Annotated in this window: 9 protein-coding genes; 8 read left to right on the top strand and 1 reads right to left on the bottom strand. The window is 60.7% G+C overall.

Features of this window, described 5'->3' with window-relative positions; genetic code table 11:
• Positions 1-369 precede the first annotated feature (369 nt).
• The 3 genes from BSF44_RS19375 (at position 370) to choV (ending at position 3,401) form a co-directional block, all read left to right on the top strand.
• A complete protein-coding gene (locus BSF44_RS19375) occupies positions 370-1,314 on the top strand; it encodes a choline ABC transporter substrate-binding protein (protein WP_095944880.1) in 945 nt (314 codons plus the stop codon).
• A gap of 66 nt (positions 1,315-1,380) precedes the next feature.
• Complete coding sequence (choW, locus tag BSF44_RS19370; protein ID WP_095944879.1) at positions 1,381-2,226, top strand: choline ABC transporter permease subunit; 846 nt, start codon at positions 1,381-1,383, stop codon at positions 2,224-2,226.
• Positions 2,223-3,401, top strand: coding sequence for a choline ABC transporter ATP-binding protein (gene choV / locus BSF44_RS19365; protein ID WP_095944878.1), 1,179 nt, complete (start codon positions 2,223-2,225; stop codon positions 3,399-3,401). Before choW ends, choV begins: the two co-directional genes overlap by 4 nt.
• Before the next feature lie 197 nt (positions 3,402-3,598).
• Here choV and BSF44_RS19360 read toward each other — a convergent pair whose 3' ends face one another.
• The gene (locus BSF44_RS19360; protein ID WP_224789981.1) at positions 3,599-5,539 is read right to left on the bottom strand and encodes a BCCT family transporter; all 1,941 of its coding nucleotides are present in this window, start codon (positions 5,537-5,539) and stop codon (positions 3,599-3,601) included.
• A 381-nt stretch (positions 5,540-5,920) separates the two neighbouring features.
• On the opposite strand from BSF44_RS19360, the gene betI reads away from it, so the two are divergent.
• The 5 genes from betI to BSF44_RS19335 all read left to right on the top strand — a co-directional run bounded on the left by betI (position 5,921) and on the right by BSF44_RS19335 (position 12,965).
• On the top strand, positions 5,921-6,514 hold the full coding sequence (gene betI / locus BSF44_RS19355; RefSeq protein WP_095944876.1) for a transcriptional regulator BetI: 594 nt from the start codon (positions 5,921-5,923) through the stop codon (positions 6,512-6,514).
• A 62-nt stretch (positions 6,515-6,576) separates the two neighbouring features.
• Entirely contained in the window at positions 6,577-8,049 is a 1,473-nt protein-coding gene (gene betB, locus BSF44_RS19350; protein WP_095944875.1) for a betaine-aldehyde dehydrogenase, read from the top strand.
• A 151-nt stretch (positions 8,050-8,200) separates the two neighbouring features.
• The gene (betA, locus tag BSF44_RS19345; RefSeq protein WP_095944874.1) at positions 8,201-9,901 is read left to right on the top strand and encodes a choline dehydrogenase; all 1,701 of its coding nucleotides are present in this window, start codon (positions 8,201-8,203) and stop codon (positions 9,899-9,901) included.
• Positions 9,902-10,185: 284 nt separating this feature from the next.
• Positions 10,186-11,628: a TldD/PmbA family protein gene (locus BSF44_RS19340; RefSeq protein WP_095944873.1), complete on the top strand. Its 1,443-nt coding sequence runs from the start codon at positions 10,186-10,188 to the stop codon at positions 11,626-11,628.
• Positions 11,628-12,965 carry a TldD/PmbA family protein gene (locus BSF44_RS19335; protein ID WP_095944872.1) on the top strand — a complete coding sequence of 446 codons (1,338 nt, stop codon included), beginning with the start codon at positions 11,628-11,630 and terminating at the stop codon, positions 12,963-12,965. Before BSF44_RS19340 ends, BSF44_RS19335 begins: the two co-directional genes overlap by 1 nt.
• The last annotated feature ends 144 nt before the right edge of the window (positions 12,966-13,109 follow it).

Genomic DNA, 13,109 nt, shown 5'->3' with positions numbered 1-13,109 from the left:
CAAGCTGCAATCCGCCGAGATGACCGCATCATCAAGCTTTTATCCAGTTGTTCGACGTCTCTAACCGACGCACTCATGCCCACCAGCGCCGCGTGTCTTTTACGCTGTGTTTTCACCGTTTTTTTGCGGTTCAGAGGGGGAAATCGGGCTGAAAAAATCTGTAAACGACGTCACCGACACTGGATGCGACCATCCCTGTACTGGATACGACGCACCCTGTAGGCGTCAGATTTTCACTGGTACATGATCATATCGACTCGATTGCAAGGCGACGTGGTAGAGCTGTCTCCAGAACGCCATCCAACCGCAACCTATAAGTGCGGTGGTCCAGTCGGAACACTGCCAAAAAAAACACCAAGGAGTCCATCCATGAAAGGTTCCCCGTCGTTGTTGTTGGCCGCCATGCTTAGTCTGCCGGTTCTGGCGCAAGCCGCAGAACCGGCGCAATGCAGTACCGTAAACTTCTCCGATGTCGGCTGGACCGACATCACCGCGACTACCGCGACCACCAGCGTTGTGCTCAACGCCCTCGGCTACAAGACCAAGACCACCATGATTTCCGTGCCCGTGACCTACAAGTCCCTGGCCGACGGCAAGAACATGGACGTGTTCCTGGGCAACTGGATGCCGACCATGGAAAACGACATCAAGGCCTACCGCGATGCCGGCACCGTGGAAACCGTGCGCACCAACCTCAAGGGCGCCAAGTACACCCTCGCCGTCCCTCAGGCGCTGTACGACAAGGGCCTGCATGACTTCGCCGATATCGCCAAATTCAAGAAAGAGCTCGACGGCAAGATCTACGGCATCGAGCCTGGCAACGACGGCAATCGTCTGATCCAGAGCATGATCGACAAGGATGCCTTCGGCCTGAAGACCGCCGGTTTCAAAGTCGTCGAATCCTCCGAAGCCGGCATGCTGTCGCAGGTCGACCGCGCGCAGAAACGCGACACCGCCGTGGTGTTCCTCGGCTGGGCGCCGCACCCGATGAACAAGCGCTTCAAGATTCAATACCTGACCGGTGGTGATGACTTCTTCGGCCCGGACTTCGGTGCCGCCACCGTGGCGACCAACACCCGCAAGGGTTATGCGCAGGAGTGCGGCAACGTCGGCCAGTTGCTGAAGAACCTGGAGTTCACCGTCGACATGGAAAGTGAACTGATGGGCAACATCCTGGACGACAAGATGAAGCCTGACGCGGCCGCCAAGGCCTGGCTGAAAAAGAATCCACAGGTGCTCGATACCTGGCTCGCTGGCGTGACCACCATTGACGGTAAACCTGGCCTGGAGGCCGTGAAAGCCAAACTGCAGTAATCGCTTATGCCGGGCAGGTTCGCCTGCCCGGGCTGTTTATTTCCTTGCATGCGGACGTTCACTACCATGCTGATTGATCAGAAAATACCCCTAGGCCAGTACATCGCAGGCTTCGTTGAATGGTTGACGCAACACGGCGCCAACACCTTCGACGCCATCGCCGTGACACTGGAAACGATGATCCACGGCGTGACGTTTGCGCTGACCTGGTTCAACCCGCTGGCATTGATCGGCCTGATCGCACTACTGGCACACTTCATTCAACGCAAATGGGGCCTGACCGCGTTTGTCGTTGCCTCCTTTCTGCTGATCCTCAATCTGGGGTACTGGCAGGAAACCATGGAAACCCTCGCCCAGGTGCTGTTCGCCACCCTGGTCTGCGTGGTCATCGGCGTGCCGCTGGGCATCGTCGCCGCGCATAAGCCGATGTTCTATACTTTAATGCGTCCGGTACTCGATCTGATGCAGACCGTACCGACCTTCGTGTACCTCATTCCTACCCTCACCCTCTTCGGGCTGGGTGTGGTTCCGGGCCTGATCTCCACGGTAGTGTTCGCCATCGCTGCGCCGATCCGCCTGACCTACCTGGGTATCCGCGATGTTCCGGAAGAATTGATGGACGCCGGCAAGGCCTTCGGCTGCTCGCGTCGCCAATTGCTCTCAAGGATCGAACTGCCCCACGCCATGCCAAGCATCGCGGCCGGCATCACCCAGTGCATCATGCTGTCTCTTTCGATGGTGGTGATCGCGGCACTGGTGGGTGCCGATGGCTTGGGCAAACCGGTGGTCAACGCACTGAACACTGCTGATATCGCCTTGGGCTTCGAAGCAGGCCTGGCGATCGTACTGCTGGCGATCATGCTCGACCGTATCTGCAAACAACCCGACGCCAAAGTAGGGGGTGATGCATGAGCATTATTCGCTTTGATAACGTTGACGTTATCTTCTCCAGGGATCCACGCGAGGCGCTCAAGCTGCTGGATCAAGGCATGACCCGTAACGAGATCCTGAAAAAGACCGGGCAGATCGTGGGGGTCGAAAAGGCCAGCCTGGATATCGAAAAAGGTGAGATCTGCGTACTGATGGGCCTGTCCGGTTCCGGCAAGTCCAGCCTGTTGCGCTGCATCAACGGCCTCAACACCGTCAGCCGTGGCAAGTTGTTCGTCGAACACGAAGGCAAGCAGATCGACATTGCCTCCTGTACCCCGGCGGAACTGAAAATGATGCGCACCAAGCGCATCGCGATGGTGTTCCAGAAGTTCGCCCTGATGCCTTGGCTGACGGTGCGCGAGAACATCAGCTTTGGCCTGGAAATGCAGGGTCGTCCGGAAAAGGAACGACGCAAACTGGTGGACGAAAAGCTTGAGCTGGTGGGCCTGGCCCAGTGGCGCAACAAGAAACCCGATGAGCTGTCCGGTGGCATGCAGCAACGCGTGGGCCTGGCCCGTGCGCTGGCGATGGACGCCGACATTCTGCTGATGGACGAACCGTTCTCGGCCCTCGACCCGCTGATCCGCCAGGGCCTGCAAGACGAGCTGCTGGAACTGCAACGCAAGTTGCACAAGACCATCGTCTTCGTGAGCCACGACCTTGATGAAGCGCTGAAACTCGGCAGCCGTATCGCGATCATGAAGGACGGCCGGATCATCCAGTACAGCAAACCGGAAGAAATCGTCCTCAACCCTGCGGACGATTACGTGCGGACCTTCGTAGCCCACACCAACCCGTTGAACGTGCTGTGCGGCCGCAGCCTGATGCGCAGCCTGGACAACTGCAAACGCATCAACGGTTCGGTATGTCTCGATCCGGGCGGCGATTCGTGGCTGGACCTGGCTGAAGGCAACACCATCAAAGGCGCGCGCAAGAACGGCTCGAACATGGACCTGCAGAACTGGATGCCTGGGCAAGCCGTCGAAGGCCTGGAACGCAAGCCGACTCTGGTGGACTCCAGCATCGGCATGCGCGACGCGTTGCAGATTCGTTATCAGACCGGCAACAAGCTGGTGCTGCACGACAACAACAAGGTGGTGGGGATCCTTGGCGACAGCGAGCTGTATCACGCACTGCTCGGCAAGAACCTGGGGTAAGGCAACAGATGCAAAAACGCCGCGATAGAATCGCGGCGTTTTTGTTTATCGGGACAGCGGGCGCTGCTGTGTTGAAGTTGAAGGCCCCATCGCCAGCAGGCTGGCTCCCACAGGGGAATGCATCCAATGTGGGAGCCAGCCTGCTGGCGATGATGCCGACGCGGAGCTTCTGACTGAAACACCGCGTCACTCACACCTTAGCTGTAAACCCGGCCAAGGAGCTGCCGATGGCTTTCAAACTGATCGAGCACGTCACGGGTGATCTGATCCTGGGTGAAGCCCATCAAGTCGTAGTCCTGGCTGCCGTTGTGCAGGTACACCTCGGCGCGATAGAAACGCTGACGTGCTTCATCGGACTGCGCCGACTCGGTCGGTGTGGCCAGGTAGCCATCCAGGCTCACTTCGTAGACGAAAGGGTTGCCCTCTTCCATCTCCACCCGTACGCCCATGCAACGTTTGGACTTGCCCAGCAGTGTCTGCACTTGCAGGCCTTGAGCACGCATTTGCGCCGTCGCGTCTTCCAGCGCCGGGCTCACGTGCTTGTCCATGAAGCGCTGCACCACCGACTGGCTCGGTTGCAAGTCCAGTTGGGTCAAACGCTCGCTGAAACCACGGCGACCGCGCGCTGCTAGCTCCGCTTGCTCCTGTTCGATCTGCACGTCCTGGCGCATGGCCTTGTGCAAGCCGAACATGAAGAACACCAGCACCACCGAGAACGGCAGACCGGCCAGCACTACCATGGTTTGCATGGCTTCGAAGTTGCCGGCGAACAGCAGGCCGATGGTCACCAGGGTGATCACCGCCGACCAGAAAATCCGCAGCCAGTGCGGCGCATCCTCATCGACATTGCCGCCCTTGCACGAAAGGTTGGCCATCATCACCGCGCCGGAGTCCGCCGGGGTCAGGAACAGCACGAAACCGACAAAGATCGACACGCCGATCACAACCTTCGACGCCGGGTAATGCTCAAGCAACTGGTAGATCGCCATGGACGGCTGTTCCAGCGCAGTCTTTCCGAGCTCCACCGCCCCATGGTTCATCACCAGGTCCAAAGCCGAGTTACCGAAGATCGACAGCCACGCCAGGGTGAAGCCCAGCGGAATCAGCAGCACACCGGCCACCAGTTCGCGCACGGTGCGACCACGGGAAATACGCGCGATGAACATGCCCACGAATGGCGCCCAGGAAATCCACCAGGCCCAGTAGAACAGGGTCCACAGGCCGAGCCAGCGGTCGGACTTCTCACTGTCGCCTTCGTACACATACAGATCGAAGGTCTTGAGCACCACGCCGTTCAGGTAGTCACCGACGTTTTGCACGAAGCCGTTGAGCAGGTGCAGGGTCGGGCCGAACAGCAGGACGAAAATCAGCAGGCCGCTGAACAGCACGATGTTGAGGTTGGACAGACGACGGATGCCGTTTTCCACGCCCGACACGGCAGCGATGGTCGCCACGGTGCTCATCACGATGATCACGATCAGCAGGTTGGTGTTGCTGTGTTCCATGCCGAACAGGTTTTCCAGCCCCGATGACACTTGCAGCGAACCGATCCCCAGGTTCGTCACCAGGCCCAGCAGGGTCACGAACATGCCGAAGCCGTCCACCGCGTGTCCGGCCGCGCCCTTGACCCAACGCTCGCCCACCAGCGGATACAACGCCGAACGCAACGCCAGCGGCTGGTTATGCCGGTAGGCAAAGTACGCCACGGCCAAACCTACCAGCGCGTAGATCGCCCAGCCATGCAAGCCCCAGTGCAGGAACGTCAGTTGAACGGCCTGACGGGCGGCAAGGTTGCTGCCGGCCACGCCTTCCGGCGGGTTGAAGTAATGGTCCAGGGGCTCCGACGCGCCGAAGTACAGCAGCGAGATGCCGATACCCGAGGAGAACAGCATTCCCGCCCAGGCGCCGTAGCTGAAGTCCGGGGTGTCGTCCTTGCTGCCCAGTTTCAGTTTGCCGTAGGACGAAAACGCCAGGCCGACGACAAAAATCAGATAGGCGGCAATCACCACCATGTAGTACCAGCCGAAGCTGCGGGACAACCAGGCTTGCGCCGTACCCAGCATTCTGCCGGCCTCTTGCGGGGCGATGATCAGAATGGCGGTCAACAACAGAATCAACGCGGTAGAGGTGTAGAACACCCAACCGTTGACCGTCACCTTCTCGGGTGGGGTCTTTATTAGCGAGGCAGAACTCATGGCACAGATGCTCCGGGCAGTGCGAGAGAAGAACGCAAGGCAAACGGGTTACCCGACCAATCGGTTAGTGGGCAGCCGACCGGCGGGTGATATAAAGACAGCCCGAAAAAAGCCCGAAACCCCTGGAGCGCCGCAGCGCGTAGGTTTCGAGCAGTTTCGGAAGTCGTTTTTTCCGCCGCTACATATAGGAAAAATCTGCAGGCAGCGACGATTTGTCGCAGATCTTATTCTTTGTTGATTGAACGTTCAATCAAAACAAAATAGACTGGCCTTCAACCCGGTTGCCGTCGTACGTCCACCGGAAGGCCTAAGGAGATGTGCAAGATGCCCAAGGTCGGTATGCAACCCATCCGTCGCCAGCAATTGATCGAAGCCACTTTGCAGGCCGTCGATCAGGTCGGAATGGGGGACGCCAGCATTGCGCTGATCGCCCGTTTGGCCGGTGTCTCGAATGGCATCATCAGTCACTACTTTCAGGACAAGAACGGCCTGATTGCCGCCACCATGGGGTACCTGATGGCCGTCCTGAGCGAGAACGTCACCCTGCGCCGACTGGCGCTGACAGATGACAGCCCGAGGGCACATCTGCAGGTGATCATCGAAGGCAACTTCGACGCCAGCCAGGTCAATGGCCCGGCAATGAAAACCTGGCTGGCCTTCTGGGCCACCAGCATGCACCAGCCGTCTTTGCACAGGTTGCAGCGGATCAACGATCACCGCCTGTATTCCAACCTGTGCTGCCAGTTCCGCCGTGTGCTGCCGCTCAAGGATGCGCGCAGTGCCGCCCGAGGCCTGGCAGCGTTGATTGACGGCTTGTGGTTGCGCGGCGCGCTGTCGGGAGACGCTTTCGACACCGAGCAGGCGCAACAGATTGCTTACGAATACATGGATACCCAACTGGCAAAGCGGGTGAGTTAGAGCACACATAAACGCTCAACCACCGAACCGCGCCAGCCACTTAATGCTCTTGCGAGGACTTTATGGCCCGTTTCGAACTGCAAAAACTCTACATCGATGGCGCGTACAGCGACGCCAGCAGCGACGCCACTTTCGAAGCCATCAACCCGGCTAACGGTGAAGTCCTCGCAAAAGTGCAACGTGCGACCTTCGATGACGTCGAGCGTGCCGTCGTCAGCGCCGAGAAGGGCCAGAAAATCTGGGCCGCCATGACCGCCATGGAGCGTTCGCGCATCCTGCGTCGCGCCGTGGAAATCCTGCGCGAGCGCAACGACGAACTGGCCGCCCTGGAAACCCTGGACACCGGCAAGGCCTACTCTGAAACCCGCTACGTCGACATCGTCACCGGCGCTGACGTGCTGGAGTACTACGCAGGCCTGGTACCGGCCATCGAAGGCGAGCAGATTCCGCTGCGCACCACTTCGTTCGTCTACACCCGTCGCGAGCCGCTGGGCGTCGTGGCCGGTATCGGCGCATGGAACTACCCGATCCAGATCGCCCTGTGGAAATCCGCGCCAGCCCTGGCGGCCGGTAACGCGATGATCTTCAAGCCAAGCGAAGTCACCTCGCTGACCACCCTGAAACTGGCCGAGATCTACACCGAAGCCGGCGTGCCAAACGGTGTGTTCAACGTCCTGACCGGTAGCGGCCGTGAAGTCGGCACCTGGTTGACCGAGCACCCGCGCATCGAGAAAGTTTCGTTCACCGGCGGCACCGACACCGGCAAGAAAGTCATGGCCAGCGCTTCGAGCTCTTCGCTCAAGGACGTGACCATGGAACTGGGCGGCAAATCCCCGCTGATCATCTGCGACGACGCCGACCTCGATCGCGCCGCCGACACCGCGATGATGGCCAACTTCTACAGCTCCGGCCAGGTCTGCACCAACGGCACTCGCGTGTTCGTACCGGCTCACCTGAAGGCCGCTTTCGAAGCCAGGATCGCCGAGCGCGTTGCACGCATCCGCATCGGCAACCCGGAAGACGAAAACACCAACTTCGGTCCGCTGGTCAGCTTTGCGCACATGGAAAGCGTGCTGGGCTACATCGCCAAGGGCAAGGAAGAAGGTGCCCGCCTGCTGTGCGGCGGTGAGCGCCTGACCGACGGCGAATTCGCCAAGGGTGCGTTCGTGGCGCCGACCGTGTTCACCGACTGCACCGACGACATGACCATCGTGCGTGAAGAAATCTTTGGCCCGGTGATGGCGATCCTGTCCTACGAAACCGAGGAAGAAGTGATCCGCCGCGCCAACGACACCGACTTCGGCCTGGCTGCCGGTATCGTCACCAAGGACCTGAACCGCGCGCACCGCGTGATTCATCAACTGGAAGCCGGTATCTGCTGGATCAACGCCTGGGGCGAGTCCGACGCGAAGATGCCGGTTGGCGGCTACAAGCAGTCGGGTGTCGGCCGTGAGAACGGCATCAGTTCGCTGAACAACTTCACCCGCATCAAATCGGTACAGGTCGAGCTGGGCGATTACGTCTCGGTGTTCTAAGGCGATATCCGCTTCGCCTGCGAGGCCGTCATCGCCAGCAGGCTGGCTCCCACATTGGAACGCGTACTCCTGTGGGAGCCAGCCTGCTGGCGATCGAGTGCACAGCACTCGCCAAGGCCAGACCTGACCAACATCAAAGAGGGTGCATTCAATGTCCCAAGAATTCGACTACATCATCATCGGTGCCGGCTCGGCCGGTAACACCCTGGCGACTCGTCTGACCGAAGACGCCGGCGTCACCGTCCTGCTGCTCGAAGCGGGCGGCCCGGACTACCGTTTCGACTTCCGCACGCAGATGCCGGCCGCCCTGGCGTTCCCGCTGCAAGGCCGTCGCTACAACTGGGCCTACGAAACCGACCCAGAACCACACATGGATGGCCGTCGCATGGAATGCGGTCGCGGCAAGGGCCTGGGTGGTTCCTCGCTGATCAACGGCATGTGCTACATCCGCGGCAACGCCATGGACTACGACGGCTGGGCGAAACTGCCAGGCCTGGAAGACTGGTCGTACCTGGACTGCCTGCCGTATTTCCGTAAAGCGGAAACCCGCGACATCGGCCCGAACGACTACCACGGTGGCGATGGTCCGGTCAGCGTGACCACGCCGAAAGCCGGCAACAACCCGCTGTTCCACGCCATGGTTGAAGCCGGCGTGCAAGCCGGTTACCCGCGTACCGAAGACTTGAACGGCTACCAGCAGGAAGGCTTCGGCCCGATGGACCGCACCGTGACACCCAAAGGTCGTCGTGCCTCCACCGCCCGTGGTTACCTGGACGTGGCCAAGAAGCGTTCGACCCTGACCATCGTCACCCACGCCCTGACCGACAAGATCCTGTTCGAAGGCAAGCGTGCGGTCGGCGTGCGTTACCTGGTCGGCGCCGCTGAAGAGCGCGTTGAGGTCAAGGCGCGCAAGGAAGTGCTGCTGTGCTCCGGCGCCATCGCTTCGCCGCAGATCCTGCAACGCTCCGGCGTCGGCCCGGCCGAACTGCTGAACAAGCTCGACATTCCGGTGGTCCACGACCTGCCGGGCGTCGGTGAAAACCTGCAGGATCACCTTGAGTTGTACCTGCAATACGCTTGCACCCAACCGGTCTCGCTGTACCCGTCGCTGCTCTTGCACAACCAGCCGGCCATCGGTGCCGAGTGGCTGTTCAACGGCACCGGCATTGGCGCCAGCAATCAGTTCGAAGCCGGCGGTTTCATCCGTACCCGTCCGGAATTCGAATGGCCGAACATCCAGTACCACTTCCTGCCGGTAGCGATTAACTACAACGGCAGCAACGGTGTGAAAGAGCACGGTTTCCAGGCGCACATGGGCTCCATGCGTTCGCCAAGCCGCGGGCGCATCCAGGCCAAGTCCAAGGACCCGCGCCAGCACCCGAGCATCCTGTTCAACTACATGGCCACCGAGCAGGACTGGCAGGAATTCCGCGACGGCATCCGCCTGACCCGGGAAATCATGCAGCAACCTGCACTGGACGCCTTCCGTGGTCGCGAGATCAGCCCGGGCATCGACGTGCAGAGCGACGAGCAACTGGACAAGTTCATCCGCGAACACGCCGAAACCGCGTTCCACCCGTCCTGCTCCTGCAAGATGGGCACCGACGAAATGGCCGTGGTCGATGGCGAAGGTCGCGTGCATGGCATGCAAGGCCTGCGGGTGGTCGATGCGTCGATCATGCCGATCATCACCACCGGCAACCTCAACGCACCAACGATCATGATGGCCGAGAAAATCGCCGACAAGATCCGTGGCCGCAAGCCGTTGCCGCGCAGCACCGCCACTTACTATGTGGCGGGTGAAGCGCCGGTGAAGGGCAAGCCGGTGCGGGAACTGAGCCAGACTGCGTAAGGCGCTACACTGCGTTACGGCTAATCGCTGGCAGGCCAGCTCCCACAGGGGATCGGTAGTGAACACATATTTTGTGAACACTGAAGATCAAATGTGGGAGCTGGCCTGCCAGCGATGAGGCCCTACAAATCAGCGCACCTCTCCCTGATTCACAGTAATGCCTACCACACCCCCTCTTCACTTGATCCTCCCCCCTTGCAGGCCTAATCTAGCGCCACGCAATCGTTTCACTCCTCTCCTCGCAGCACCGCGCCATCGCCACTCCATTTCCAGGAGGTTCACGAATGTTCGATTTCCATCCCCAGCTCAAGCAGCGCTTCGCTGCCTTGCGCACGGGTGCCGAATTTTTTTCCCTGCGTTATGTGCGCGAATCCGGGCAGTACCTGTCGGTGCGCAAGAACGTCGCCGAACCGCCGAGCCTGAGCCGTGACGAAGGGGCGATGCTGACCGTGCGGGTCAATGGCGTCGAGGCCTATGCGGCCACCAACGATCTGTCGCAACAGGGCCTGCAAGCCGCCCTCGAACGCGCCGAACTCCAGGCCCGTCGACTCAAGCCCCACGCCTTGCTGGACCTGCGCGAACAAGCCGTTTCCAGCGACCGCGCCGATTACTTTTCACCCAACCTCGATCAGGCTTTCCCGTCCCTGAGCGACTGCTACCAGTTGCTCGGCGCCGAATCCGCCGCAGTGCCCAAGGATGACCGCCTGGTGAACTGGCAGGTCAGCCTCGGTATCACCCACGTCGAGCAGATCTACCTCAACAGCGCCGGTGCCGAACTGCGCCAGGCCCAACGCTTTGTGTACCCCGGCCTGGACGTCACGGCCTACGACGGCAGCGACAGCCAGACCCGCAGCCTTGGCCGCGAGAACTTCGGTCAGCAAGGCGCGGCGGACGTCATCAGCCGCTGCGGCCTGATCGGTGCCGGAGCCCAGGTGGCCGATCAGGCCCTGCAATTGCTCCTGGCGCCGAATACCCCGCAAGGCAAACGCGACCTACTGTTGATGCCCGACCAGATGATGCTGCAAATCCACGAGTCCATCGGCCATCCACTGGAACTGGACCGCATCCTCGGCGACGAGCGCAATTACGCCGGCACCAGTTTCGTCACTGCCTGCGATTTCGGCCGCCTGCAATACGGCTCCGGCCTGCTCAACGTGACCTTTGACCCGGACATCCCCGAAGAGCTCGCCAGCTATGGCCATGACGACGACGGAACGCCTGCCAGCAAACAGTTCCTGATCCGCGAAGGCCTGTTGCTGCGTCCGCTGGGCGGCGCGTTATCGCAATTCCGTGCCGGCATGGACGGTGTCGCCAACAGCCGTGCCTGTGGCTGGAACCGCCCGCCGATCGACCGCATGGCCAACCTCAACATCGAGCCCGGTGATCAATCCATCGAACAGATGATCGGCGGCATCGAACACGGCGTGCTGATGTCGACCAACCGCTCATGGTCGATCGACGATGCGCGCAACAAATTCCAGTTCGGCTGCGAATGGGGCCAACTGATCGAAAATGGCGAACTCAAGGGCGTGGTGAAGAACCCCAACTACCGGGGCATCTCCGCGCAATTCTGGAAGAGCCTCAGCGCCGTCGGCGATGCCAGTACCTTGAAGGTCCTCGGCACACCGAACTGCGGCAAGGGTGAACCGAACCAGGTGATCCGCGTCGGCCACGCATCACCGGCCTGCGTGTTCAGCAACGTTGATGTATTCGGAGGAGACGCCTGATGAATCCTTCAAACAGCCAGTCCGCGTCGTTCAAGGCGCTGGTCAACAGCTTGCGTGAGGCGCTTCTCGAGCCCGAGCAGTTCACCCTCAGCTACGCCGCAGAATCGTCGGCCTTCGTACGATTCAACCATGCCAAGGTGCGTCAGGCCGGTCAGGTGCAGCAGGCGAGTATCGGCCTGAAACTGATCAACGAAGGCCGCCATGCCGACCTGCACATCACCCTGGCCGGCGATCCGCAGGTGGATGCGCAGCGCCTGAGCGAAGGTCTGCAACAGTTGCGTGAAACCCTGCCACTGCTGCCTGCGGACCCGTACCTGCTGCTCAACCACAACGGCTGGCAGAGCAACAACGTGCAGTCGCACCCGCTGCCGGACACCGAGCAGGTCGTCGCGCAAATCACCCAGGCCGCCGAAGGCCTGGACCTTGTCGGGTTCTACGCTGCCGGCCCGATCAGTCGTGGCTTTGCCAATTCTTCGGGCGCCTTTGGCTGGCATCAGGCCAACAGTTTCAACTTCGACTTCAGCCTGTTCCACGAGAACGGCCAGGCCGTGAAAGCCAGCTACGCCGGGCACGACTGGAACAGCGAAGGCTTTGCCAGACGCTTCCAGCAGGCCCGCGAACAGCTTGAGTTTCTGGGCCGGCCGCTGCGCACTTTGCCGCCCGGCCAATACCGCGCCTACCTGGCACCGGCGGCGCTGGAAGAAATCATGGGCATGCTGTGCTGGGGTGGTTTCTCGGCACAGTCGATTGCCAGCAAAAGCAGCCCGCTGCAAAAGCTCTACGGTGGCGACAGCGCGTTCAGCCCGCTGGTCTCGCTGGATGAAAAAGTCAGCGGCTCGCTGAGCCCGGCGTTTTCCGATGAAGGTTATCCACGCAACGATCTTAAGTTGATCGTCGACGGCAAGGCCGGGGCACAACTGGTCAGCTCGCGCAGCGCCGCCGAATACGGCTTGACCGCCAATGGCGCCAGCGGTGGTGAATCGCCGAGCGCGTTGAATATGAAAGCCGGGGCATTGCCTGACGCGGACATCCTCAAGCAATTGGGCACGGGGTTGTACATCAGCAACCTGTGGTACCTGAACTTCTCGGATCAACCGGCCGCACGCCTGACCGGCATGACCCGGTTTGCCACATTCTGGGTCGAGAACGGCGAGATTCAGGCACCGGTAAGCACCATGCGTTTCGATGACAGTGCGTTCAGCCTGCTCGGTTCACAGCTGGAAGCGTTGACCGAGGAGCGCGAAATGTTGCTGTCGGCGAGTACCTATAGTCAGCGGGCGACGGCTTCGGCGTTATTGCCGGGGGCACTGGTCAGCCGATTGACTCTAACACTGTAAACACGCCTACCCCCTGTAGGAGCGAGCCTGCTCGCGATGAATGTGAAGGCGCTGCGTTTTTCCAGGCAGCACGCGTCATCGTTCACGACCATCGCGAGCAGGCTCGCTCCTACCATCGCGAGCAGGCTCGCTCCTACAGGGGGT

Origin of the sequence: Pseudomonas sp. ACN8 (assembly GCF_002303925.1) — a bacterium.
In the GTDB taxonomy this organism is placed as follows: Bacteria; Pseudomonadota; Gammaproteobacteria; order Pseudomonadales; family Pseudomonadaceae; genus Aquipseudomonas.
Note: the sequence above shows the minus strand (reverse complement) of the source record. Positions and strands in the feature narration are given on the sequence as shown.

What these genes read in the sequence shown, in the direction of transcription:
- betI (WP_095944876.1), top strand. Translation starts at nt 5,921, where the DNA reads ATGCCCAAGGTCGGTATGCAACCCATCCGTCGCCAGCAATTGATCGAA.
- betA (WP_095944874.1), top strand. Translation starts at nt 8,201, where the DNA reads ATGTCCCAAGAATTCGACTACATCATCATCGGTGCCGGCTCGGCCGGT.
- betB (WP_095944875.1), top strand. Translation starts at nt 6,577, where the DNA reads ATGGCCCGTTTCGAACTGCAAAAACTCTACATCGATGGCGCGTACAGC.
- BSF44_RS19340 (WP_095944873.1), top strand. Translation starts at nt 10,186, where the DNA reads ATGTTCGATTTCCATCCCCAGCTCAAGCAGCGCTTCGCTGCCTTGCGC.
- choV (WP_095944878.1), top strand. Translation starts at nt 2,223, where the DNA reads ATGAGCATTATTCGCTTTGATAACGTTGACGTTATCTTCTCCAGGGAT.
- BSF44_RS19375 (WP_095944880.1), top strand. Translation starts at nt 370, where the DNA reads ATGAAAGGTTCCCCGTCGTTGTTGTTGGCCGCCATGCTTAGTCTGCCG.
- choW (WP_095944879.1), top strand. Translation starts at nt 1,381, where the DNA reads ATGCTGATTGATCAGAAAATACCCCTAGGCCAGTACATCGCAGGCTTC.
- BSF44_RS19335 (WP_095944872.1), top strand. Translation starts at nt 11,628, where the DNA reads ATGAATCCTTCAAACAGCCAGTCCGCGTCGTTCAAGGCGCTGGTCAAC.